The 22,319-nt window shown below is 70.9% G+C and carries 21 protein-coding genes; 9 read left to right on the top strand and 12 right to left on the bottom strand.

What is annotated here, in order from left to right; all coding sequences use genetic code 11:
• Window positions 1–45 precede the first annotated feature (45 nt).
• The 6 genes from C1M51_RS10065 to C1M51_RS10040 form a co-directional block, all read right to left on the bottom strand.
• The gene (locus C1M51_RS10065) at window positions 46–2,109 is read right to left on the bottom strand and encodes a M13 family metallopeptidase (protein ID WP_129449482.1); all 2,064 of its coding nucleotides are present in this window, start codon (window positions 2,107–2,109) and stop codon (window positions 46–48) included.
• Window positions 2,110–2,144: 35 nt separating this feature from the next.
• Window positions 2,145–2,882, bottom strand: coding sequence for an anti-sigma factor domain-containing protein (locus C1M51_RS10060; RefSeq protein WP_242499646.1), 738 nt, complete (start codon window positions 2,880–2,882; stop codon window positions 2,145–2,147).
• Window positions 2,879–3,445: a sigma-70 family RNA polymerase sigma factor gene (locus tag C1M51_RS10055; RefSeq protein ID WP_129449478.1), complete on the bottom strand. Its 567-nt coding sequence runs from the start codon at window positions 3,443–3,445 to the stop codon at window positions 2,879–2,881. Before C1M51_RS10055 ends, C1M51_RS10060 begins: the two co-directional genes overlap by 4 nt.
• A 516-nt stretch (window positions 3,446–3,961) precedes the next feature.
• On the bottom strand, window positions 3,962–5,299 hold the full coding sequence (locus tag C1M51_RS10050; protein WP_129449476.1) for an NAD(P)/FAD-dependent oxidoreductase: 1,338 nt from the start codon (window positions 5,297–5,299) through the stop codon (window positions 3,962–3,964).
• A 113-nt stretch (window positions 5,300–5,412) separates the two neighbouring features.
• On the bottom strand, window positions 5,413–6,999 hold the full coding sequence (aceB, locus tag C1M51_RS10045) for a malate synthase A (RefSeq protein WP_129449474.1): 1,587 nt from the start codon (window positions 6,997–6,999) through the stop codon (window positions 5,413–5,415).
• 25 nt (window positions 7,000–7,024) lie between these two features.
• Entirely contained in the window at window positions 7,025–7,735 is a 711-nt protein-coding gene (locus C1M51_RS10040; RefSeq protein ID WP_129449472.1) for a haloacid dehalogenase type II, read from the bottom strand.
• 109 nt (window positions 7,736–7,844) lie between these two features.
• On the opposite strand from C1M51_RS10040, the gene C1M51_RS10035 reads away from it, so the two are divergent.
• Window positions 7,845–8,759 (top strand): LysR family transcriptional regulator, encoded by a 915-nt coding sequence (locus tag C1M51_RS10035; protein ID WP_036248993.1) that lies wholly within the window; start codon window positions 7,845–7,847, stop codon window positions 8,757–8,759.
• Between the two features lie 150 nt (window positions 8,760–8,909).
• Window positions 8,910–10,118 carry a DUF3047 domain-containing protein gene (locus tag C1M51_RS10030; RefSeq protein ID WP_129449471.1) on the top strand — a complete coding sequence of 403 codons (1,209 nt, stop codon included), beginning with the start codon at window positions 8,910–8,912 and terminating at the stop codon, window positions 10,116–10,118.
• Between the two features lie 30 nt (window positions 10,119–10,148).
• Here C1M51_RS10030 and C1M51_RS10025 read toward each other — a convergent pair whose 3' ends face one another.
• Both C1M51_RS10025 and C1M51_RS10020 read right to left on the bottom strand, forming a co-directional pair.
• Window positions 10,149–10,436: a PsiF family protein gene (locus C1M51_RS10025; RefSeq protein ID WP_011827756.1), complete on the bottom strand. Its 288-nt coding sequence runs from the start codon at window positions 10,434–10,436 to the stop codon at window positions 10,149–10,151.
• 147 nt (window positions 10,437–10,583) lie between these two features.
• Window positions 10,584–11,927 carry a serine/threonine-protein kinase gene (locus C1M51_RS10020; protein ID WP_129449469.1) on the bottom strand — a complete coding sequence of 448 codons (1,344 nt, stop codon included), beginning with the start codon at window positions 11,925–11,927 and terminating at the stop codon, window positions 10,584–10,586.
• 130 nt (window positions 11,928–12,057) lie between these two features.
• Between C1M51_RS10020 and argS the strand changes: the two genes are divergently transcribed.
• From argS to C1M51_RS09985, 7 genes are all read left to right on the top strand, one after another.
• On the top strand, window positions 12,058–13,743 hold the full coding sequence (argS, locus tag C1M51_RS10015; protein WP_129449467.1) for an arginine--tRNA ligase: 1,686 nt from the start codon (window positions 12,058–12,060) through the stop codon (window positions 13,741–13,743).
• An 11-nt stretch (window positions 13,744–13,754) separates the two neighbouring features.
• The gene (locus tag C1M51_RS10010; RefSeq protein WP_129449465.1) at window positions 13,755–14,387 is read left to right on the top strand and encodes an SPOR domain-containing protein; all 633 of its coding nucleotides are present in this window, start codon (window positions 13,755–13,757) and stop codon (window positions 14,385–14,387) included.
• A gap of 59 nt (window positions 14,388–14,446) precedes the next feature.
• Window positions 14,447–15,091 carry a thiol:disulfide interchange protein DsbA/DsbL gene (locus C1M51_RS10005; protein ID WP_129449463.1) on the top strand — a complete coding sequence of 215 codons (645 nt, stop codon included), beginning with the start codon at window positions 14,447–14,449 and terminating at the stop codon, window positions 15,089–15,091.
• 107 nt (window positions 15,092–15,198) lie between these two features.
• Window positions 15,199–15,813, top strand: coding sequence for a lipopolysaccharide transport periplasmic protein LptA (lptA, locus tag C1M51_RS10000; RefSeq protein WP_242499645.1), 615 nt, complete (start codon window positions 15,199–15,201; stop codon window positions 15,811–15,813).
• Window positions 15,810–16,565, top strand: a complete 756-nt coding sequence (lptB, locus tag C1M51_RS09995) for an LPS export ABC transporter ATP-binding protein (RefSeq protein ID WP_011827750.1) — start codon at window positions 15,810–15,812, stop codon at window positions 16,563–16,565. Before lptA ends, lptB begins: the two co-directional genes overlap by 4 nt.
• Window positions 16,565–18,088, top strand: coding sequence for an RNA polymerase factor sigma-54 (locus C1M51_RS09990; RefSeq protein WP_129449459.1), 1,524 nt, complete (start codon window positions 16,565–16,567; stop codon window positions 18,086–18,088). Before lptB ends, C1M51_RS09990 begins: the two co-directional genes overlap by 1 nt.
• Window positions 18,089–18,175: 87 nt before the next feature.
• The gene (locus tag C1M51_RS09985) at window positions 18,176–19,441 is read left to right on the top strand and encodes a class I SAM-dependent RNA methyltransferase (protein WP_129449457.1); all 1,266 of its coding nucleotides are present in this window, start codon (window positions 18,176–18,178) and stop codon (window positions 19,439–19,441) included.
• A gap of 28 nt (window positions 19,442–19,469) precedes the next feature.
• Here the strand turns inward: C1M51_RS09985 and C1M51_RS09980 are convergent, their stop codons facing one another.
• Genes C1M51_RS09980 through C1M51_RS09965 form a run of 4 tightly spaced genes read right to left on the bottom strand, consistent with a single transcriptional unit; the run spans window position 19,470 to window position 22,311 of the window.
• On the bottom strand, window positions 19,470–20,240 hold the full coding sequence (locus tag C1M51_RS09980) for a DUF4399 domain-containing protein (protein WP_165349671.1): 771 nt from the start codon (window positions 20,238–20,240) through the stop codon (window positions 19,470–19,472).
• 37 nt (window positions 20,241–20,277) lie between these two features.
• A complete protein-coding gene (locus C1M51_RS09975; protein ID WP_129449453.1) occupies window positions 20,278–20,787 on the bottom strand; it encodes a TPM domain-containing protein in 510 nt (169 codons plus the stop codon).
• Window positions 20,787–21,698 (bottom strand): YgcG family protein, encoded by a 912-nt coding sequence (locus tag C1M51_RS09970; protein ID WP_129449451.1) that lies wholly within the window; start codon window positions 21,696–21,698, stop codon window positions 20,787–20,789. Before C1M51_RS09970 ends, C1M51_RS09975 begins: the two co-directional genes overlap by 1 nt.
• 7 nt (window positions 21,699–21,705) lie before the next feature.
• On the bottom strand, window positions 21,706–22,311 hold the full coding sequence (locus C1M51_RS09965) for a LemA family protein (protein WP_011827746.1): 606 nt from the start codon (window positions 22,309–22,311) through the stop codon (window positions 21,706–21,708).
• Between the last annotated feature and the right edge of the window lie 8 nt (window positions 22,312–22,319).

The following is a 22,319-nucleotide window of genomic DNA, read 5'->3' as shown; positions in this document are numbered from 1 at the left end:
GCGAGCAGGGCCGAGGCACGGCCTGCATTCTAGAAAGCCCGCGCCTCACCAGATCGAGACGCGCTGCGCCTCGGGCAGGTAGAGCGCATCGCCCGGCCGCACGCCGAAGGTGGCATAGAAGCCGGGATGGTTGCGCACCGTGCCGTTGGCGCGGAACTCGCCGGGCGCATGCGGGCCGGACTTGATCTGCTCGATCAGCGCCGCTTCGCGCTGCTTGCCGCGCCACACCTGCGCGAAGCCGTAGAAGAAGCGCTGCGCTCCCTCCAACCCGTCGATCACCGGGGCCGGCCGGCCACCGAGCGAATGCTGGTAGGCCTGGAAGGCGATCGCCAGGCCCGCGTTGTCGGCGATGTTCTCGCCCAGCGACAGCGCGCCGTCGATCGGATAGCCGGGCAGCGGCTCATAGGCACCGTACTGGGCCACCAGCACGCCGGTCTTGGCGGCGAAGCGGGCGCGGTCCTCGGCAGTCCACCAGTCGCGCAGGTTGCCGTCGGCGTCGTATTGGCTGCCCATGTCGTCGAAACCATGGCTGATCTCGTGACCGATGACGGCACCGATCGCGCCGTAGTTCACCGCGTCGTCGGCGTCCGCGTCGAAGAACGGCGGCTGCAGGATGGACGCCGGGAACACGATCTCGTTCATCGACGGGTTGTAGTAGGCGTTCACGGTCTGCGGCGTCATGCCCCACTCGTCGCGGTCGATCGGCTGGCCCAGACGGGCGAGCTGGCGCGCGTGCTCGAACGCACGCACGCGCCGCACGTTGCCGACCACGTCGTCGCGGCGGATCTCCAGCGCGCGGTCGTCGCGCCAGCGCACCGGGTGGCCGATCTTGGTCACGAGCCGGGCCAGCTTGGCCTGCGCCTGGGCGCGCGTGGCCGGACCCATCCAGTCCAGCGTGTCGAGGTTCCGCCGGTAGGCCGCGAGCAGTTGCGCGACCAGAGCTTCCATGCGCGCCTTGTGGGCCGGCGGGAAGTGCCGGGCCACGTAGAGCTGGCCCAGGCCCTCGCCGAGGCAGCCCTCGACCAGCGCGACACCGCGTTTCCAGCGCGGCAGATTCTCCGGCGTGCCGCGCAGCACGGTGCCGGTGAAGGCGAAACGGGCGTCGACGATCGCGCGACCCAGGAAGGGCGCGTAGGCATACAGCACGCGCAGCGTCGCATAGGCCTTCCAGGCGTCGAGCGGCGCGTCGGCGAGCCGCGCCGACAGCGCGCCCAGGTAGCTCGGCTGGCCGACCACCAGCCATCCGGCGCGACCGGCCAGGCCGGTGCGCGCGGCGAAGCCGTCCCAGTCGATCGCCGGGGCCAGCGCGCGCAGCGCGGCGAAGTCGCAGCGGTTGTAGGTCTTCACCGGGTCACGGTTCTCGACGCGCGACCACTGCGCCCGGGCCAGCTCGGTCTCGAGCGCCAGCACGGCCCGCGCCGCCGCCTCGGCCGCGGCCGCAGGCTCGCCGGCCAGCACCAGCATCGCGGCCATGTGCGCCCGGTACTGCGCGCGCACCTCGCCGAAACGCGCGTTGTCCTCCAGCAGGTAGTAGTCGCGATCGGGCAGGCCCAGGCCGCCTTGCGACAGGAAGGGCACGTAGCGCGTCGAATCGCGATCGTCCTGGCCGATGTGCAGGGCCAGCGGCACACCCAGGCCGGCGCTGACGGCGTCGGCGAGCCACGCACCGAACTGCGCGCGATCGGCTATCGCGGCGACGGCCGCCAGCTCGTCCTGCAGCGGCGCGAGGCCACGCGCCTCGATCGCGGCCTCGTCCATGAAGCTGGCGTACAGATCGCCGATCTGCCGCGCCGCGCCGTCCCGGCCCTCGGCGGCCGCCTCGTCGATCAGGGCCCGCAACTGGTCCTGGATGCGGTCGTGGATCTGCATGAAGGCGCCGGTGGAGGCGCGGTCGGTGGGAATGGCGGTGTGCTTCAGCCACCCGCCGTTGACATGGCGGAACAGGTCGTCCTGCGCGCGCACCGAGCGGTCGAAGCCGCTCTGTTCGATGCCCGACGCCGCCGCGCCACGGCCCGGTTCGGCCTGGCCCGCCGCCGACTCGGGGCCGAACAGCGCACGATGCAGCCCGCAGGCGTGGACAGGACGGAAGGGCGGGTCGTGCGGGCTCAAGAGAAAGTCTCCAGGCGTCAGGGCGGCGCCTGCCGCTACAGGCGCACCGAGCGGCCGACGAACAGGATCGGCCCGGTCGGCCGGCCGATCGGCGAGCCGGTCTCGGGCTCCAGCGTGAGCTCGAACAACTGCCTCGCCTCCAGCGTCGGCAGCGTCGCGACCGGCAGCTCGGTGACCTGCCCGGCCCGCACCAGCCCGAGCGAGGTGGGCCCGGCGGCGCCTTCGGCCTTGGTCCAGAACTGCAGCGCCTTGCCCGGCGGCACGGCCTCGGTCGTGCCGACCGGCACCAACCGCAACTGCCCGCCGGCGGTGGCCTCGACGACCCAGCCGGTGGTGTTGCTGCCCGGCGCCTGCAGCACCGCCAGGTAGCGCGGCGCGTCGGCCGGCGCCGGCGCGCGCAGCACCAGCAGCGTGGCCAGCACCAGCGAGGCGGCGATCGCCAGGCCGCTGGTCCATTGCCAGCGCCGCAGGCGGCGCCAGGCCGGGTCGTTGGCAGCCGGCATGGCCGCAGGATGCGTCGGAATCTCCGCCGACGTGGCCGGACCGGCGTGCAAGCGGGTTTCGATGGCCGGCCACAGGCCGGCCGCCGGCTCGGCCGGCGCAACACGCCCGGCCAGGCCGAGCAGGCGGTCCTGCCACGCGTAGACCTCGGCCTGGAGCGCAGCATCCCCGCCCAGCGCACGCTCGAACTCGGCACGCTCGGACGCGCCCAGCGTGCCCAGCACGTACTCGCCGGCGGTGGCGCTGCGCTCGTGCGGATCGTCGAGGCTCACGACAGGCACTCCTTCAGCGACAGCAGACCGCGACGGATCCACGATTTGACGGTGCCGACCGGCGTGGCGGTCTGCTGCGCGATCTGCTCGTGGGTGTAGCCCTCGACGAAGGCGTAGACGATGCAGTCGCGCTTGCGCTCGTCCAGCGTCTCCATGCAGCGCGACAGCGAGGCTGCATCGGCGTGCGGCAGTTCATGCGCTGCGTCCGATGCGGCATGCTGGTCGGCCAGCGCCTCGAGTTCGTCGCCCACCGGCGTCTCGCGGCGCGCGCGGCGCACCTCGTCGAGCGCGCGATGACGCACCACGGTGTAGATCCAGCCGCGCGCCGACCCGAGCGCGCGCTGGTAGCTCGACGCCCGCTGCCAGACCTGCAGGAAGGCGTCCTGCAGCACGTCGTGCGCGATGTCGCGGTCCCGCACGATGCGCAATGCCACGCCGAGCAGCCAGCGCGCCTCGCGCTCGTAGAGCGCCCGCAGCGCGAAGCGTTCGCCACGGGCGCAGGCTTCGAGCGCCGACTCGTAGTCGAAAGGATCGGCCGTGCGGCGGGGGGGACTGCTGGACATGAGCGTCGATTCTGTCAGCACATGCCGAGGCTGCGTACCAGCAGGGCGAGGCGTGGGTGGGCATGGTGGGATTCAGGGGAACGCGGCAGGCGCGGCGCGATGCACCGGCCGATGGTTCCGGTATTACGGAGCCGAGAGTCCTGCGGATGCAGCCGCCGGGATGCACCGTGACGAAATTCGATGTGCGGCGGGCTCTTGCGTCGCATTGCGTGCTCGTACCGCGCGCTGCAGACCAGGCCGCCGGGTGAACGGCTACGTTCGTGTCCCCCGCGGCCGGCCCCACGGGCCGACCGCTCCTCCTTTACCTCTCTTCGCCATTCACCCGACGCCCCGGTCGCACGCACAACCGTGGCATGCGAAGGTCTTCAAACCCTCGCAGTCCACCGTGTATTGAAGCGCCGTGACGGGCCGCTGTGTGGAGCGAGGTAGAGGAGGAGCGGTCCGCCCGCAGGGCGGACCGCGGGGGACACGAGCGCAACACAGCGGCCCGGCGCGGCGCTCGCACGCAATGCCGCTTCACACCATCGCGGCCGCAGTGGCACTGGCCTCGCGTTGCCGCCGCTCCTCGTCGCTGCCGAGTTCGGCGCTGCGGGTGAAGCGGAGGTGGGTGATGTCGGGTGGGTAGAACATGCCCCAGAACCACTCGAAGAAGATGCGCAGGCGCCGCCCGAAGGACGGCATCTGCGACAGGTAGTAGGCGCGCCACACCAGCCAGGCCGGCCAGCCGGTGAGTGGCAGGCCGGCGACCTCGGCCACGCCCTTCAGGTGACCGATCGATGCCATCATGCCGCGCGAGCGGTAGCGGAAGGCCGTGGTCGGTGCCCCGGTCACCACCGCGCCGAGGTTGCGCGCGAGGTGCTGCGCCTCGCGCACCGCGAACTGCGCCGTCGGCGGTGCGGTGCTGCCGTCCAGCGCGTTGGGCACGCAGGCGCAGTCGCCCACCGCCCACAGCCCGGGATAGCCCGGCACCGACAGGTCACCGGCCACCACCACGCGACCCCCACTGAGGGGCAGGCCCAGCCGGGCGAGCAGCGGGTTGGCTGCGGTGCCGATGGTGCCGATCACGGTGCGCCCCTCGATGAATTCCCCGTCGCCCAGTTGCACGCCCTCGGCGGTGATGCAGGTCGCCCGGGCCATCAACCGCACGTCCACGCCGCGCTCGCGCAGCGAGTTCAGCGCGGCGACGCCGAGCCGGGGCGACAGTTCGGGCAGCAACCGGTCCAGGCCCTGCAGCACCGTGACGCGCAGTTCGTCGGCCGCCACGCGCGGATAGTAGCGGCGGATGCTCGCGAGGCAGTCGACCAGTTCGCCGGCCACCTCGACACCCGAGAAGCCGCCGCCGACGACGATGAAGTGCCCGAGCGCGCGGCGCGCCGACGCGTCGTCCTCCAGCTCGATGCAGGCGAGCCGGCGCAGCACCGTGTTGCGGATGTGCATCGCGTCGCCCACGGTCTTCAGCGGCAGCGCGTGCTCGGCCATGCCGGGCAGCAGGTCGAGCCGGGCTCGGTTGCCGACCGCGAGCACCAGGTGGTCGTAGGCGAGTTCGCGCTCGCCGGCCAGCGTGCGGCAGACCAGGCGTCCCGCGGTCAGATCGACCTGCGTCACCGACCCCATGATGAAGCGGCAGGCGCCGCCCTGGCGCGTCATCTCGCGCACCGGCACGACCACCTGCTCCGGGAAGACCGAAGCCCCCACCGCTTCCGGCAGCATCGGATTGAAGGTGGTGTAGCTCTCGTCGGAGAGCAGCGTCGTTTCCACGCCGGGCGGCAGCCGGCGGTGCAACGAGCGCACGAGTTGGGTGCCGGCAAAGCCGGCACCGACGATGAGGATGCGCGTGCAGGGTTCGTCGGGCATGGTCGACTCGGTGTCAACCCGCACTCATGCACGAACCGTGCGCACCGCGGCACGCCGCGTCGCGGTGCACGGCGGGGACGGGCTGCCCCGCAGCCCGTCCTTCACGGCCTCGGTCAGATCTCTTCGTACAGCGGCAGCGTCAGGAACTCGGCGAACGCATCCTGGGTGCTCATCTGCTCGAAGATCTCGGCCGCGCGGTCGACCGTCTGGCCCTCGTAGCCGGCGTCCTTGATGCCCTTGAGCTCCTCGGCCACCATCTTGCGCACCATGTCGGCGGTGACCTTGCGGCCGTCGGCGAGCACGCCCTTGGGGCTGCGGATCCACTGCCACACCTGCGAGCGCGAGATCTCGGCGGTGGCGGCGTCCTCCATCAGGTTGTAGATCGGCACGCAGCCGTTGCCGGCCAGCCAGGACGCCAGGTAGTAGATGCCGACGTTGATGTTCATGCGCAGGCCGGCCTCGGTGATCGGGGCCTCCGGCGCGAACTCCAGCAGCTGCTCGGCGGTGATGTGGGTGTAGGGCTTCTGGCGCTCGATCTGGTTCGGGCGGTCGCCCAGCACGTCGACGAACTCCTTCATCGCCGACTCGACCAGGCCCGGGTGCGCGACCCAGCCGCCGTCGTAGCCGTCGTTCGCATCGCGGCGCTTGTCCTTGATGATGCCGGCCATCGCGATGGCGTTCTTCTCGGGGTCGTTCTTGATCGGGATCAGCGCGCTCATGCCGCCGATCGCCGGCGCGCCGCGCTTGTGGCAGGTCTTGAGCAGCAGCAGCGCGTAGGCGCGCATGAAGGGCGCGGTCATCGTGACCTTGGCGCGGTCGGCCAGGCAGAAGTCGCGGTCGTTCTTGAACTTCTTGATGCACGAGAAGATGTAGTCCCAGCGGCCGGCGTTCAGGCCGGCGCTGTGCTCGCGCAGCTCGTACAGGATCTCGTCCATCTCGAACGCGGCGAGGATGGTCTCGATCAGCACCGTCGCCTTGATCGTGCCCTGCGGCAGGCCGATCTCCTTCTGCGCGGCGATGAAGATGTCGTTCCACAGCCGCGCCTCGAGGTGCGACTCCATCTTCGGCAGGTAGAAGAACGGGCCGGCGCCGCGCTCGATCTGCTCCTTGGCGTTGTGGAACAGGAACAGCGCGAAGTCGAAGATGCCGCCGGAGACGCGCTGGCCGTCGACCAGCACGTGCTTCTCGTCGAGGTGCCAGCCGCGCGGGCGCACCTGCAGCGTCGCGATCTTGTCGTTGAGCTTGTAGGTCTTGCCCGCCTGGCCCAGCGTCAGCGTGCGGCGGATCGCCTTGTACAGGTTGATCTGACCCTGGATCTGGTTCGCCCAGACCGGCGAGTTGCTGTCCTCGAAGTCGGTCATGTACGAATCGGCGCCCGAATTGAAGGCGTTGATGACCATCTTGGCCTCGACCGGCCCGGTGATCTCGACGCGACGGCACTCCAGCGCCTTCGGGATCGGCGCGATCTTCCAGTCGCCTTCGCGGATGGCCTTCGTCTCCGGCAGGAAATCGGGGCGCTCCCCGGCATCGAGCCGCTTCACGCGTGCCACGCGCGCGGCCAGCAGTTCCTGGCGGCGGGGCTCGAAGGCGCGGTGCAGCTTGGCCACGAGCTCGAGCGCCGCCGGCGTGAGGATGGTCTCGAAGCCCGGCAGGATCGCCGCGTTGATCTGCAGGCCGGCGGGCAGTTGGAGGGTCGTCATGGTCAGCTCCTAGGGACGGGGAGTTTCAGGTCTTGGGCAAGAAGTCGAGCACGTCGCGCAGGCTGCTGCCGGTGCGCGTCGGCTCGGTGTCGAGGGCCTCGAGCGGCAGCTTGAAGCGGTTCACCCACAGCGTGCAGTAACCGTACCAAGTCGCGCCGATCGCGTCCCAGCCGTTGCTGGAAACGAACAGGATCTGCCGGGCCGGAATGCCCAACGCCTGCGGGCCCAGCGCGTAGGCAGCCGGGTCGGTCTTGAAGCGCTGCACGCTCTCGACGCTGAGCACGTGGTCGAGCAGGCCCTGGCCCTTGTCGTCCACGTAGCCGGCGCTGCGCACCGCGATGCCCAGCATCTCGGGGTCGCCGTTGCTGAGGATGCCGGTGGTCACGCCGCGCGCCTTCAGCGCCGTCAGCACCGCCTTGTTCTCGGGGAAGGCACCGAGGTGGCGGTACTGGTTGAGCAACTGGGTCTCGCGCTCCGGGGTCAGGTCGAGCTGCAGCCGCGCGCAGGCGTAGCGCAGACCCGCCCGCGTGAGCTCCCAGAACGGCCGGTAGCGCTGGCTCATCGACACCAGGCGCGTGTACTCGATCTGCTTGTCGCGCCACAGCACCGCCAGCGCCTCGCCCTGGCCGGGAAACAGCTGCTCGGCCAGCGTACCGACGCTGTAGACGTCGAACAGCGTGCCGTAGGCGTCGAACAGCACGGCTTGGACGGATGGGGACGGCTTGGGTGACTTCATCGAGAAGCCACTTTATTACGAACCTGGGTGCGCATTTAGCGACCGATTCGCGCTTGATCTTTTACTGGAGCATCAGTAATCTGCCCCGAATCCGCCCCACTTGCCCGCCATGGATCGCCTCAAGCAGATCGAATCCTTCGCCGCCGTCGCCACCAAGGGCAGCCTGACCGCTGCCGCCGCCGCCGAGGGCGTGGCACCGGCCGTGATCGGCCGCCGCATCGATGCACTGGAAGAGCGCCTGGGGGTGAAGCTGCTGGTGCGCACCACCCGGCGCATCACGCTGACGCACGAAGGCAGCGCCTTCCTGGAGGACGCCCAGCGCCTGTTGACCGACCTGGCCAACGCCGAGGCCAGCGTCAGCGCCGGCGGGGTGAAGGCCAGCGGCCACCTGCGCCTCACCGCACCGGCCGGCTTCGGCCGGCGCCACGTGGCGCCGCTGGTGCCGCGCTTCGCCGAGGCGCACCGCGACGTGTCGGTGTCGCTGAACCTCAGTGACCGGGTGGTGGACATCGTCAACGAGGGCTACGACTGCGCGGTGCGGGTCGGCGACCTGCCGGACTCCAGCCTCGTCAGCCTGCGGCTGGCCGACAACCGCCGCCTGTGCGTGGCCGCGCCGGCCTACCTGCAGCGCGCCGGCACGCCGCAGCATCCCGGCGAACTGGGCCGCCACCAGTGCCTCACGCTGAGTTCGAACGCCAGCCAGGCGCGCGGCTGGGCGTTCAGCGTCGACGGCGAACTGACGCACCTGCGGCCGAGCGGCCGCTACGACTGCTCCGACGGCCAGGTGCTGCACGACTGGTGCCTCGCCGGCCACGGCATCGCCTGGCGCAGCACCTGGGAGGTGGAGCAGGAGGTGGCCAGCGGCGCGCTGGTCACGCTGCTCGACGACTTCGCGGCGCCGCCGAACGGCATCTACGCGGTATTCCCGCAGCGCAAGCACCTGCCGCTGCGCGTGCGGCTGTGGATCGACTTCCTGAAGCACACCTACGGCGATTCGACCTATTGGTCACCCGCGATGCCCTGAATCGCACCGGGGGCGATCTTCCCGGCCCGCCGCGGGCAATCTGCTCTGCGGCATCCGGCCCCCTGGCTCCTAAGGTGACGTGGCCCGGCATCGCGCCGGGCCGGCCAGCCGCAGCGCGGCGCCGCCACGATCCCTACAGGAGACTGCCTCATGACATTCCCGCTCCCGGCGGCACGACGTCCCCTCCTCGCCCTCGTGCTGTGGGCCGCCGGCATCGCCGCGGCCGCACCGCCCCCACCGTCCGCGGTCGACCACGGCGCCTTCGAGACGGCGGTGCGGCAGGCCGTCGCGCCCCAGGCCGGGCAGGCGATCGTGGGGCTCAAGGTGCTGCACCTGAGCGGCGATGTCGGCCCCTGGCTGGACACCGGCCTCACGCTGCTGCCCGGCGACCGCGTCACGCTGCTGAAGAGCGGGCGGGTGTGGTGGTCACGCGCCTACGCGCTGTCGCTCGACGCCCCGATGGCCGTCTGGGGCCGCATCGGTGACCAGGGCCCGATCTTCCGCGGTGAGCGCGCGACCGACACCGTGACCGCCGACCGCGCGGGGACGCTGCAGCTCAAGCTCTATCCGGGACTGCGCTGGCTGGACGAGACCGGCCGCTACGCAGGCGAGCCGGCCGCGGCCAACCCGGATGCCGGCGGCGGCGTCAGCGTCGCGCTGCTGCAGTGGCGCGCCGGCGTGCACATCGGGTCCGAACTGCAGCGGCTCGCCACGCTGCCCACGGTGGTGGGGCCCCTGGCGGCGGCCGAAGTCCAGCGCCTGGGTGGCGGCACCACACCGCCACCGGACGACTGGCACTACTTGTGGGAACTGGGCCCGGCCGAGATCTTCACCGAGGTCGAACACCCCACCGGCCCTGGCCACCCGCCCCGCGCAATCCGACTGCACACCCGCGACGATGTCGGCATCCTGCAGAAGGAGGCCCCCTTCGAACTGACGCCCGACACCGTGCTGCGCTGGCGCTGGAAGGCGGAGCGCCTGCCGGCCCGGGCGCCCGAGAACCAGGTGCCGACACACGATTACATGAGCATCGCGGTGGAGTTCGACGACGGCCGCGACCTCACCTTCCTGTGGAGCCACAGCCTGCCGGTCGGCGAGATCTTCGCCTGCCCGTTGCCGGCCTGGAAGGACCGCGAGACCCACGTGGTCGCCCGCTCAGGCAGCGCCGATCTGGGCCGCTGGGTCGAGGAATCGGTCAACCTGCACGCGCTCTATCGCCGGGCGATCGGCGACCGGGTCCCGGCGCGCGTGACGCGCGTGTGGCTGATCGGCGTGAGCCTGTTCGGCCACGGCGAAGGCCTCAGCGAGTTCGGGCAGATCGTGCTGCAGGACGGCGCACGCCGGCTCGAGGTGTACTGAGCCGGGGCGGTGGCCGTCGCGCAACGGCGGCTACTTGCTGAGGCATTCCTTCATGAAGGCCTTGCGCTCGTCGCCCTTCATCTCGCCGGCGTCCTTGTTGCAGCTCTTCATCTTGTCCTGCTGGGTGGCGGGCTTGGCGGACAGGCACTTCTTCATGAAGGCCTTGCGCTCGTCGCCCTTCATCTCGCCCGCGTCCTTGTTGCAGGTGGACATCTTGGTCTGCTGCGCGGTCGGCGCGGACGCCGCCGCGTCGGCGGCATGGGCGGGTAGCACGAAGGCGGCCGCACACAGGGCCGCAGCGTTGATCAGCTTCTTCATCGGATCTCCTTCGCTTGGGGTCGGGGCATGCGGCGGGCACCGCCGCGGCCATTGAAGCATGGCCCCCGTGCGCACCACAAGCGCCTGAAAGGCGGCGCGCGACCGGCGTTGACCCGGCGATGGCTGGCTGTCAGCCTGGACGTCCGATCAGGCGATGCGCCGCGGATGCGCCAGCGCCTCGTGGGCCACGTGCAGGCGTCGCACCAGCACGCGGATGAAGGCCTCGTCGAACAGGTGGCGGCAGCCGGGACTGAGCCGCGCCATCGAGTCCGGCGTGAAGGAGATCATCGTGGCCGGCGCGACCACCGTCACGTCGGTGCTGTGGCGGCGCAGCTCGGGATTGGGCGCCAGGTAGGCCATCTCGCCGACCGAGGTGCCCGCGCCGAGGTGCGCCACGCGCTGGCTGTCGCGGTACACGTCGACCGCCCCCTCCGCGATGATGTGGAAGGTGTTGCCCTCCTCGCCACGGCGGTAGATCAGGTGGCCCAGCGGATAGCGCTGCCAGGCGCAGCGGTGCACCACCTCCCACAGCTCGACGTCGCCGAACTGGCTGAAGAACTCGAGCGCGCGCAGCAGCGTGAAGCGCTCCGAGTCGAGCACGCCCTGGACCTGGCCGCGCGGCACCTGGCGGTTGGCCACCAGCGCCGACAGCGCCTGGGCGAACTCGTCCCAGTCCGCGTAGCGGTCGTCGGCGCGCTTGGCGAGCGCACGCTGGATCACCGCATCGAGCGCCGGCTCGACCCCGCCGCGCAGGCCGCACAGCGAGGCGGGCTGGGCGCTGTAGATCTGCGCCATCAGCACCGATTGCGCGCTCGCGTCGAACGGCGGGCGGCCGGCGATCAGGTGGTAGAGCACCGCACCGAGCGAGTAGACATCGGCACGGGCGTCGAGCGTGCCGCCATCGAGCTGCTCGGGCGACATGTAGGCCAGCGAGCCGACCCGGAACACCTGGGTCGTGTCGGCCTGCAGGTTGAGCACGCTGCCGAAATCGCTGACCTTCACGTCGACGATGTCGCCGTTCGCGTTGGTGCTGGCCAGCAGGTTGGCCGGCTTCACGTCGCGGTGGATCAGGCCCTGGCGCGACACGTAGCCCAGCGCCATCGCGCACTTGAAGCCGATTTCCACCACCTGGTCCAGCGGCAGCAGCTGGTCGGCGCGGCAGAACGGCCGCAGCGTGGTGCCCGCCACATGCTCCATGACCACGTAGGGCTCGGTCGGGTCGGGCACCGCGTCGAAGATCTGCACGACATTGGGGTGCTGCAACCGCCCGACCAGCGCGGCCTCGGCCGCGAAGAAGCGCGCGTGCAGCGCGCCGTCGCTCACGTCGGCCAGCGCGCTGGCGCGCACGCGCTTGACGGCGACGTCGCGCTCGTTGAAGTCGTCCCGGCACAGGAAGACCTCGCTGGTCGCGCCCTCGCCGAGTTTGCGCAGCACACGGTATTTGCCGATGCGTTCGGGCAGGACGTCGGCGGAAGCGGGGGATGGGCTCATGGCGGAGGCAAGTGTGGCCGCATCTTTCCACCGCCCTGATGTCAGGGACGGGCACGCCACGCTCGCCGGCCCGCCCGCCGTGAAGGAGTGCCCATCGATCGCGTGCCGACCCCGCCCCTAGAATCCGGCGATGATCCGTGCCCAGCAAGAGCTCCTGGCGGCCCTCGGCGATGCACTCGCCGAACTGGCGCCCGAGCAGCCCCCGATTGCCGCCTTCGAGAGTCCGAAACAGGCCGCCCACGGCGACCTCGCCATCACCTCGGCGATGCGGCTCGCCAAGCCGCTCAAGCGCAATCCGCGCGAGCTGGCCCAGGCCCTGATCGACGCGCTGCAGCGCCGTGAAGCGGTGCAGCGCTGGGTCGCGGCGCTCGAGATCGCCGGCCCCGGCTTCATCAACCTGCGGCTCAAGGACAGCACCAAGCAGCAGATCGTCGCCGAGGTGCTGGCCGGCGGCACCGGGTTCGGCCGCCAGCCGGCCACGAGCGAGCGGGCGCTGGTCGAGTTCGTCTCCGCCAACCCCACCGGCCCGCTGCACGTCGGCCACGGCCGCCAGGCGGCGCTCGGCGATGCGATCTGCAAACTGTTCGAGACCCAGGGCTGGCAGGTCACGCGCGAGTTCTATTACAACGACGCCGGCGTGCAGATCGGCACCCTCGCCGCGTCGACCCAGGCCCGCCTCCAGGGCCTGAAGCCGGGGGACCCGGGCTGGCCGGAGAGCGCCTACAACGGCGACTACATCGCCGACATCGCCGCCGACTTCCTGGCCCGCAAGACCGTCAAGGCCGACGACCGCGAGTTCACCGCCTCCGGCGACCCCGCTGACCTGGACGGCATCCGCCAGTTCGCCGTGGCCTACCTGCGCCACGAGCAGGACCTCGACCTGCAGGCCTTCGGCGTCCGGTTCGACCACTACTTCCTCGAATCCAGCCTCTACGCCACCGGCCGCGTCGAGGCCACGGTGGGCAAGCTGGTCGCGGCCGGCAAGACCTTCGAGGACGGCGGCGCGCTGTGGCTGCGTACCACCGACTATGGCGACGACAAGGATCGCGTCATGAAGAAGTCCGACGGCAGCTACACCTACTTCGTGCCCGACGTGGCCTACCACGTCAACAAGTGGGAGCGCGGCTACCACAAGGTCATCAACATCCAGGGCAGCGACCACCACGGCACCATCGCGCGGGTGCGCGCCGGGCTGCAGGCCGCCGACGTGGGCATTCCGGCGGGCTACCCCGACTACGTGCTGCACAAGATGGTCACCGTGATGCGCGGCGGCGAGGAGGTCAAGATCTCCAAGCGCGCCGGCAGCTACGTGACGCTGCGGGACCTGATCGACTGGACCGGCAAGGATGCGGTGCGCTTCTTCCTGATCAGCCGCAAGGCCGACACCGAGTTCGTGTTCGACGTCGACCTGGCGCTGAAGAAGAACGACGAGAACCCGGTCTACTACGTGCAGTACGCGCACGCGCGCATCTGCTCGGTCATCGTTCAGTGGCGCGAGCAGCAGGCCGGCGACCCGGCCGCGCTGGCCCAGGCCGATCTCGCGCGGCTGGTGGCCCCCACCGAGGCCGCACTGATGCTCAAGCTGGCCGCCTACCCGGTGATGCTGAGCGGCGCCGCCGAGAGCCTGGCGCCGCACGACGTGGCCTTCTACCTGCGCGATCTGGCGGGCGCCTTCCACAGCTATTACGCGGCCGAGCGCTTTCTCACCGACGACCCGGCACTGAGCCGCGCCCGGCTGGCGTTGCTCGCCGCCACCGCGCAGGTGCTGCGCAACGGCCTGGCGGTGCTCGGCGTCAGCGCCCCCGACAGGATGTGACCGGAGCTGCCATGCCCTTCTTCCCCTTCTCTCGTCGCTCGTCGCAGCACGGTGGCTTCATCGTCGGCCTGATCGCCGGCCTGCTGATCGGCCTGGCGCTGGCGCTGGGCGTTGCGCTGTACGTCACCAAGGTGCCGATCCCGTTCATCAACAAGGTCCCGCAGCGCACCGCGGAGCAGGACGCGGCCGAGGCCGAACGCAACCGCAACTGGGATCCCAACACGCCGCTGCACGGCAAGAAGCCGGCGCCAGCCGCCTCCGGCGCCGGTGTCGCGGTGGCTCCCGCGGCCTCGGGTCCGGCCACCGGCACGGCACGGCCGGCGCCCGACGGCCGTGATCCGGCCGCGATCCTCGGCGGCGGCCCGGCCCGGCCCGGCCCGGACCTGTCCACCACCGGCGCGTCCGAGGCGTTTGTCTATTTCGTGCAGGCCGGCGCCTACGCGCGCACGGAGGAAGCCGAGGCGCAGCGCGCCAAGCTGGCGATCCAGGGCTTCGAGTCCAAGATCACCGAGCGCGAGCAATCGGGCCGGACGATGTACCGTGTGCGCGTCGGCCCGTTCGTGCAGCGCGCCGAGGCCGAGAAGGTGAAGGAAACGCTGGACGGCGCCGGCATGGTGTCGGCGCTGGTGCGGGTGCAGAAATGAACTTCGCGGCGTGGGGATGACTCCACCGCTGCGTCTGTCTGAACGCTGAAAGGATGCTCATGAACCGTCGTGACTTCACGACCCTGTCGCTGGCCACCACCTGCGTCGGCCTGCTGCCGGCCTTCGGCCACGCCCAGGGCGGTCCGGTCGAGGGCAAGGACTACGTGAAGCTGTCGCAGCGCCAGCCGACGCAGGACCCGAAGAAGCTCGAGGTCGTGGAGTTCTTCTGGTACGGCTGCCCGCACTGCCACGCCTTCGAGCCGATGCTCGAGGCCTGGGTCAAGAAGCTGCCGCCGGACATCACCTTCCGGCGCCTGCCGGTCGCCTTCCGCGAGGTGCCGTTCGTGCTGCACCAGAAGCTGTACTTCGCGATCGAGGCCCTGGGGCTGGTCGACACCCTGCACCGCAAGGTCTTCACCGCGATGCACGTCGAACGCAATCCGCTGAACACGCCCGAGGCGATCGGCGAGTTCGTGGCGAAGAATGGCGTCGACAAGGCCAAGTTCCTCGACGTGATGAACTCGTTCTCGGTGCAGACCAAGGCCCGCCAGGCCGCCGCGCTGTCGGCCGGCTACAAGATCGACGGCACGCCGGCGATCGGCATCAACGGGTCCTACTACACGTCGGGTTCTCTGGCCGGCAGCAACGACCGCGCGCTGGCGATCACCGACCACCTGATCGCCCAGATCCGCAAGAGCGGCTGACCCTCGTTTGGCGTCGACGCGACAGCGGCCGTCGGAGCGGCGGCCGGCCGTGGCAAGCGGTCGAACTCACCCTAGAATCGGCAGCAAGATTCATGCCGATTCCCTCCATGTCCGCTCCGACCCCCTATCCTGCATCGCGGTGCACCTTGCTGGCGCAGCCTGTTGGCCGGGCCGTCCTGGCGGTGCTGGGGCTGGCCCTGCTGCCGGCCTTCGCCGCCGAAAAGGCTGACCGCAGCCAGCCGCTGGCCTTCACCGCCGACTCGGCCCGGGTCGACGAGGTCAAGCAGTTGAACATCCTGTCGGGCAACGTCGAGATCACCAAGGGCAGCATCGTCATCCGCGCCGACCGCGTGGAGGTGCGCCAGAGTCCCGAGGGCTACCAGTCCGCGGTGGCGACCGGCTGGCCGAACAAGCGCGCCTACTTCCGCCAGAAGCGCGGCAGCAACGACGAGTACATCGAGGGCGAGGCCGAGCGCCTCGAGTACGACGGCCGCGGCGACACCGTGCGGCTCGTGAACCAGGCCGTGCTGCGGCGCTTCCGCGGCAGCACGCTGGCCGACGAGGTGGCCGGCAACACCATTTCCTACGACAACGTGACCGAGGTGTTCCAGGTGCTCGGCGGCCCGGCCTCCGCGGCCGCGCCGGGCCGGGTGCGCGGGGTGCTGACGCCGCGCGAGAACCCGGCCTCGGCGCCCAACTCCGGGGCGGGGACGCGGCCATGAACACGGCGATGGCGAGCCGCCTGGAGGCTCGCGGACTGCAGAAGAGCTACGGCGCCCGCAAGGTCGTCAAGGACGTGCACCTCGCCGTCGCGGCCGGCGAGGTGGTGGGCCTGCTGGGCCCGAACGGCGCCGGCAAGACCACCAGCTTCTACATGATCGTGGGCCTGGTGCGCGCCGACGCCGGCGAGATCCGCATCGACGGCGCGCCGATCGAGCGCCTGCCGATCCACCAGCGCTCGCGCCTCGGGCTGTCCTACCTGCCGCAGGAGGCCTCGATCTTCCGCAAGCTCACCGTCGAGGAGAACATCCGCGCGGTGCTGGAGCTGCAGTTCGACGAGCGCGGCAAGGCCTACACCAAGGCACGCATCGACGAGCTGCTCGACGGCCTGCTGCACGACCTGTCGATCGACAAGCTGCGCGACAGCCCGGCACCGGCCCTGTCGGGCGGCGAGCGGCGGCGCGTCGAGATCGCCCGCGCGCTGGCCACGCAGCCGCGCTTCATCCTGCTCGACGAGCCGTTCGCCGGCGTCGATCCGATCGCGGTGATCGAGATCCAGCGAATCATCGGCTTCCTCAAGAGCCGCGGCATCGGCGTGCTGATCACCGACCACAACGTGCGCGAGACCCTGGGCATCTGCCACCGCGCCTACATCATCAGCGAAGGACGCGTGCTGGCCGAAGGCACCCCCGAGCAGATCGTCGAGAACGCCGACGTCCGCAAGGTCTACCTCGGCGAGCACTTCAGGATGTGATGAAGCCTTCCCTGCAGGTCCGTTTTTCGCAGCATCTGGCGCTCACGCCGCAGCTGCAGCAGTCGATCCGGCTGCTGCAGCTTTCCACGCTCGAGCTTCACCAGGAAGTCGAGCAGATGCTGGAACAGAACCCCTTCCTCGAAGTGGAGGAGGATGCGCCGACGCCGTTCGACGCGCCGGTGGAGCGCGCCACGGTCTCCGAACGCCAGGCCGACGAGGCCTGGGAGGGCTCGGGGTCCGAGGCGGCCGCCGACCCCGAGCCGGTCGCGGTGGATGCGGCCGAGTTCGGCACCACCGAGCGCGAGGACTGGGAGAACGGTACCGAGCGCGAGGACTTCGACGGCATCCGCGAGACGCCCGGCAAGGCCGGCAACAACGACAGCGACGAGTTCGACCCCATGGAGCGCAGCAGCGCCGGGGTGAGCCTGCAGGACCACCTGCGCGACCAGTTGCGCGGCATGCGCCTGAGCGACGAGGACCGCGGCGCGGTGATGGTGCTGATCGAATCGCTCGACGAGGACGGCTACCTGGCCGACCCGCTGGAAGAGATCGCCCAGCGCCTGGCCGGCGACGAGGACGACATCGCGGTCGAGGAGCTGCTCGACCGCCTGCGCTGTGCGCTGAAGTGGCTGCACAACCTGGAGCCGCTGGGCGTGGGGGCGCGCGACCTGTCGGAGTGCCTGACGCTGCAGCTGCGGGCCGGACCGCGCTGCGAGGCGCAGATGATCGCGATCCTGATCTGCAAGTACCACCTCGAGCTGCTGGCGCGGCGCGACGGCAAGAAGCTGATGGCCGCCACCGGCGCCGACGAGGAGCTGCTGAAGGCCGCGCAGGCACTGATCGTGCGCTGCGAGCCCAAGCCCGGCCGGCCCTTCACCAAGGCCGAGGCCAACATCATCGTGCCCGATGTCATCGTGCAGAAGGCCGGCCGCGGCTGGCGCGTCGTGCTCAACCCCGACGTGATGCCCAAGCTCCGCATCAACGACCTCTACGCACAGGCCATCAAGCAGCAGCGCGGCGCGCGCACCGAATCGGGCGCGGGCCTGAGCTCGCGGCTGCAGGAGGCGCGCTGGTTCATGAAGAACATCCTGCAGCGCTTCGACACCATCCAGCGCGTGTCGCAGGCCATCGTCGAGCGGCAGAAGGCCTTCTTCAGCCATGGCGCGATCGCGATGAAGCCGCTGGTGCTGCGCGAGATCGCCGACGAACTGGGCCTGCACGAGTCGACCATCTCGCGCGTGACCACCGCCAAGTACATGTCCACGCCCTACGGCACCTTCGAGCTGAAGTACTTCTTCGGCTCCTCGCTCAACACCGAGGCCGGCGGCAACGCATCGAGCACCGCGGTGCGCGCGCTGATCAAGCAGCTGGTCAGCGCGGAGGACGCCAAGAAGCCGCTGTCGGACAGCCAGCTCAGCAGCATGCTGGAAGAGCAGGGCATCCAGGTGGCGCGCCGCACGGTGGCGAAGTACCGCGAGGCGCTGAAGATCGCGCCGGCCAACCTGCGGCGCACGATGATGTGACGACGAGGTCCCGGGCCCCACCGGCACCCAGGGCCTCGCGCGGCGTCGACCGACGCGCGGGCGCAACCCTCGAACCCCTCTGCACGCATGAACGCCGTCCTCCCGCCCGACGCCCCGCCGTCCTCGTTGTTCCTCCCCTGCGCGGCCGGCGTCGAGGCGCTGCTCGCCGACGAGGTGGCCCGGCTGCTGCCGGGCGCGGCGGCACGGACGCAGCGCGGCGGCGTGTTGGTGCACGGCGGCCCGCGCGAGGCGATGGCGCTCAACCTCGGCAGCCGGCTCGCCCAGCGCGTGCTGTGGCAGGTGGCCGATGCGCCCTACCGCAGCGAGGACGACCTGTACGCGCTGGCCCGCAGCCCGCGCTGGCCCGACTGGATCACCCCCAAACAGACTCTGAAGGTCGACGTGACGGCCCAGCGCGCGCCGCTCAAGAGCCTGAACTTCGCCGCGCTGCGCATCAAGGACGGCGTGTGCGACGCGATGCGCGACGCCCTCGGCGCGCGACCCAGCGTCGACACCCGCCGCCCCGACCTGCCGCTGCTGCTGCACCTGGCGCCCGAGCACGCCACGCTGTACGTCGACACCTCGGGCGAGGCGCTGTTCAAGCGCGGCTGGCGCGAGGACCAGGGCGAGGCGCCGCTGAAGGAGACGCTGGCCGCCGCGATGCTGGCCGCCGCCGGCTGGCAGGGCCGCGAGGCCGACGGCCCGCTGCTCGACCCGGTGTGCGGCTCCGGCACGATCGCGATCGAGGCGGCGCAGATCGCCTGTGGCATCGCTCCCGGCTCGCTGCGGCGCTTCGCCTTCGAGCGCCTCGGGCCGTTCCGCGATGCCGGCAGCCAGCGTCTGTGGCGCGAGCTGCGCGAGGCCGCGCGGGCGGCCGTGCATGCCAGCGCGGTGCCCATCTTCGCCGGCGACGTGGCCTTCCGCATGACCGACTTCGCGGCGCGCAACGCGGCACGCGCCGGCGTCGCCGCCGCGATCGAACTGAAGACGGTCGACGCGCTGCAGCGCACCGCCCCCGCCGAACGCGGCACGCTGATGCTCAACCCGCCCTATGGCGAGCGCATCGACCCCAAGGGCTCGCGCGGCGACGGGGCCGGCCGGCGTGCACCGCCGACCGCCGCGCGCGAGGGTTTCGAGGACGGCGCCTCGGCCCACGAGTTCTTCACCCGCCTCGCCACCCACTGGAAGCGCGCCTACCCGGGCTGGACCGCCTGGGTGCTCAGCCCCGACATGAAGCTGCCGCAGGCGATGCGCTTGAAGGAGAGCCGGCGCGTGCCGATGTGGAACGGCCCGATCGAGTGCCGTCTGTTCCGCTTCGACCTGGTGGCCGGCTCGATGCGCGAGCCGGGCTGAAGAAGAAGCCCCGGAGCGCCCGCGGCCCTCAGCGCGGCACTTCGATCTCGACCGGCGCCGACGTGGCCATCACCTGCTGGTCGGCGTTCTGCAGCAGCTCGACCCTGAACTTGTAGGTGCCCGGCGGCGGCGCGAGCCAGACCTCGGTCAGGCCCTTGACGAGGTCGATGCGCTCGGTCGGCGCGCCGGCCCGCTCGGCGACCAGCCGGAAGTGGCCCACGCCCTTGTCCTGGATGTCCACGTGGCCCACGTTCAGGCCCGAGGCGTGCAGCCGCACCCGGAACGGCGTGCGCAGCGGCTCGCCGCTGCGCGGCTCGAGGATCGCGACGCCGGGCTGGATCAGCGTCTTCGGGTCGACGTCGTCGTTCTTCTTCGTCACCGTGATCTTCATCGGCTTGCTGTAGACGAAGTAGGGGATGTGCTTGTGATCCGCCAGCAGCAGCCGCAGCGTGTAGGTGCCGGGCACGAAGGTCAGCACCGTCTCCATCTGGCCCTTGCCGAAGTGGATGTACTGGTCGTTGAAGGGCAGCGGCTGGGTGAAGTCGAGCGGCAGGTCGCGGTTGACCAGCAGGTGGTGGTGCCCGGCGCCGTCGACCGGCTTGACGATCGGCGCGAGCCCGTAGCGCGACAGGCCGAACTTCAGCACGAAGGGCGTCTCGATGCTGTCGCCGTCGCGCAGGTTGGTGAAGTAGGTCTCGGGTTGCTGGGTGCGCAGCGGCGAGCTGAGCCACGGGTGGTCGGCCGCGAGGGCCGGTGCGGCCAGCAGGGCGGCCGCGATCCAGGCGAAGTACGAACGCATCGTTGGGGGTCTTTCGGGCAGGAGTCTTGCGGGTCGGTCAGCGCAGCACCGGAGTGTCCGGCAATTCGTTCGGATTGCCACCCCCTGGCGCCGCCGGGAAGTGCTCGCGCAACACGGCATCCACGGCGTCGATCGCGGCGTGCAGCCCGTCCTCGAAGCGCCGCTCGCGGAACGCCGCGCCCATGCCATCGACGATGGCCTGCCAGCCCGCCGCGTCCACGTGCCGCGTGAGGCCGCGGTCGGCCACGATCTCGATGCGGTGGTCAGCCAGCAGCAGGTAGATCAGCACGCCGTTGTTGTGCTCGGTGTCCCACACGCGCAGCTTGCCGAACAGCGACAGTGCGCGATCGTGGGCGTCGACGTTGCGCCACAGGTAGCCCAGCGGCAGCCCGGCCTCCACGCAGACGCGGATCTCGCCGCTGTGCGCGGCCTCGCTGGCGCGCACGCGCTGCTCGATGCGCTCCAGCGCCACCGGTCCGAGCGCGCGGCGCGCGTCGTCCTCGTCGAGCCAGCAATGGCGCAGCAGGCGGATCAGCCGGTCTCTCATCACCAGTCTCCCGACGCGCCGCCGCCGCCGAAATCGCCGCCACCACCCGACGAGAACCCACCACCGCCGCCCCAACCGCCGCCGCTGCTGCCGCCACCGCCCCAGATGATGGGCGGCACACCGTGGCCGCCGGTGTCCAGGCCGCGCCGCCGCGCCGCGCCCAGGCCCAGCACGCCCACCAGCACCAGCGCCACCAGCGCCGCCGCGCCGCCGACCAGCAGGCTGGCCGACACCGCCCAGGCCAGGCCGCCGGCCCCGGCGCTGGTGGCCAGCGTGCCGAGCTTGCGGCCCAGCACGCCGGTCAGCACGGCACCGGCGATCGGCACCGCGAGCAGGAAGAACATCGCGAAGTCCTGCCACTGCGCGCCCGGCTCGGCCGCCTTCGGCCCCGAGCCCGGCGCAGGCAACGCCTCGCCGCGGATGCGCGCCGCGAGCTGGTCGACCGCGGCGTTCAGACCGCCCGCGAAATCGCCGGCCCGGAAGGCCGGCGTCAGCGCGCGGTCGATGATCTGCTTGGCCGCCAGGTCGGGCACCGCGCCCTCCAGCGCCTTGGCCACCTCGATGCGGACCTTGCGGTCGTCCTTGGCCACCAGCACGATCAGCCCGTCGCCCACCTCGCGCCGGCCGATCTTCCAGCTCTCGCCGACGCGCTGCGCGTAGGCGGCGATGTCCTCGGGCTGGGTGCTGACGACGATCAGCACCACCAGCTGCGAGCCGGCCTCGCGCTCGAAGGCGGCGAGCTTGGCCTCCAGCGCGCTGACCTGGGCGCGCGTCAGCGTGCCGGTCTGGTCGATCACGCTGGCGCTGAGCACCGGCACCGGCCGCAGGTCCTGGGCGCCGCTCGCGCTCCAGGGCCCCACCAGCAGCGCCAGCGCCAGGCTTGCGAGCCCGCGCCGCCAGCCGTGTCGCATCACGGTCCTACTTCGAGGCCGGCTTCTCGAAACTCACCGCCGGCGGCGCCGAGATCTGCGCCTCGTTCTGCACCGTGAAGTTGGGCTTGGCCGCGTAGCCGAACACCATCGCGGTCAGGTTGCTGGGGAAGCTGCGCGCGAGCACGTTGTAGTCCTGCACCGCCTTGATGTAGCGGTTGCGCGCCACGGTGATGCGGTTCTCGGTGCCCTCGAGCTGCACGCGCAGGTCCTGGAAGCCCTGGTTGGCCTTCAGGTTCGGGTAGTTCTCGGTCACCACCAGCAGGCGCGACAGCGCGCCGCTCAGCTCGCCCTGCGCGGCCTGGAACTTCTGGAAGGCCTCGGGGTTGTTGATCAGCTCCGGCGTGGCCTGGATGCTGGTGGCCTTGGCACGCGCCTCCACCACTTTCGTGAGCGTCTCCTGCTCGAAGTTGGCCTCGCCCTTGACGGTGGCCACCACGTTGGGGATCAGGTCGGCGCGCCGCTGGTACTGGTTCAGCACCTCGGCCCAGGCGCTCTTGGTCGCCTCGTCGAGGCGCTGGAAGTCGTTGTAGCCGCAGCCGCCGAGCGCCAGCGTGGCGAGCAGCATCAGGGCAGCGAGAAGGCGTCGGAGCATGGGGTGGT

The organism is Methylibium sp. Pch-M, from assembly GCF_004136295.1.
Taxonomy (GTDB): Bacteria; Pseudomonadota; Gammaproteobacteria; order Burkholderiales; family Burkholderiaceae_C; genus Methylibium; species Methylibium petroleiphilum.
The sequence above is the reverse complement of the archived record's forward strand: the minus strand, read 5'-3'. Positions and strand labels throughout refer to the sequence as shown.

What these genes read in the sequence shown, in the direction of transcription:
- C1M51_RS10040 (WP_129449472.1), bottom strand. Translation starts at nt 7,735, where the DNA reads ATGAAGTCACCCAAGCCGTCCCCATCCGTCCAAGCCGTGCTGTTCGAC.
- C1M51_RS10055 (WP_129449478.1), bottom strand. Translation starts at nt 3,445, where the DNA reads ATGTCCAGCAGTCCCCCCCGCCGCACGGCCGATCCTTTCGACTACGAG.
- aceB (WP_129449474.1), bottom strand. Translation starts at nt 6,999, where the DNA reads ATGACGACCCTCCAACTGCCCGCCGGCCTGCAGATCAACGCGGCGATC.
- C1M51_RS10005 (WP_129449463.1), top strand. Translation starts at nt 14,447, where the DNA reads ATGAACCGTCGTGACTTCACGACCCTGTCGCTGGCCACCACCTGCGTC.
- C1M51_RS10025 (WP_011827756.1), bottom strand. Translation starts at nt 10,436, where the DNA reads ATGAAGAAGCTGATCAACGCTGCGGCCCTGTGTGCGGCCGCCTTCGTG.
- C1M51_RS09990 (WP_129449459.1), top strand. Translation starts at nt 16,565, where the DNA reads ATGAAGCCTTCCCTGCAGGTCCGTTTTTCGCAGCATCTGGCGCTCACG.
- C1M51_RS09985 (WP_129449457.1), top strand. Translation starts at nt 18,176, where the DNA reads ATGAACGCCGTCCTCCCGCCCGACGCCCCGCCGTCCTCGTTGTTCCTC.
- C1M51_RS09965 (WP_011827746.1), bottom strand. Translation starts at nt 22,311, where the DNA reads ATGCTCCGACGCCTTCTCGCTGCCCTGATGCTGCTCGCCACGCTGGCG.
- C1M51_RS10035 (WP_036248993.1), top strand. Translation starts at nt 7,845, where the DNA reads ATGGATCGCCTCAAGCAGATCGAATCCTTCGCCGCCGTCGCCACCAAG.
- C1M51_RS09970 (WP_129449451.1), bottom strand. Translation starts at nt 21,698, where the DNA reads ATGCGACACGGCTGGCGGCGCGGGCTCGCAAGCCTGGCGCTGGCGCTG.
- C1M51_RS10050 (WP_129449476.1), bottom strand. Translation starts at nt 5,299, where the DNA reads ATGCCCGACGAACCCTGCACGCGCATCCTCATCGTCGGTGCCGGCTTT.
- C1M51_RS09975 (WP_129449453.1), bottom strand. Translation starts at nt 20,787, where the DNA reads ATGAGAGACCGGCTGATCCGCCTGCTGCGCCATTGCTGGCTCGACGAG.
- C1M51_RS10030 (WP_129449471.1), top strand. Translation starts at nt 8,910, where the DNA reads ATGACATTCCCGCTCCCGGCGGCACGACGTCCCCTCCTCGCCCTCGTG.
- lptB (WP_011827750.1), top strand. Translation starts at nt 15,810, where the DNA reads ATGAACACGGCGATGGCGAGCCGCCTGGAGGCTCGCGGACTGCAGAAG.
- argS (WP_129449467.1), top strand. Translation starts at nt 12,058, where the DNA reads ATGATCCGTGCCCAGCAAGAGCTCCTGGCGGCCCTCGGCGATGCACTC.
- lptA (WP_242499645.1), top strand. Translation starts at nt 15,199, where the DNA reads ATGTCCGCTCCGACCCCCTATCCTGCATCGCGGTGCACCTTGCTGGCG.
- C1M51_RS09980 (WP_165349671.1), bottom strand. Translation starts at nt 20,240, where the DNA reads ATGCGTTCGTACTTCGCCTGGATCGCGGCCGCCCTGCTGGCCGCACCG.
- C1M51_RS10020 (WP_129449469.1), bottom strand. Translation starts at nt 11,927, where the DNA reads ATGAGCCCATCCCCCGCTTCCGCCGACGTCCTGCCCGAACGCATCGGC.
- C1M51_RS10010 (WP_129449465.1), top strand. Translation starts at nt 13,755, where the DNA reads ATGCCCTTCTTCCCCTTCTCTCGTCGCTCGTCGCAGCACGGTGGCTTC.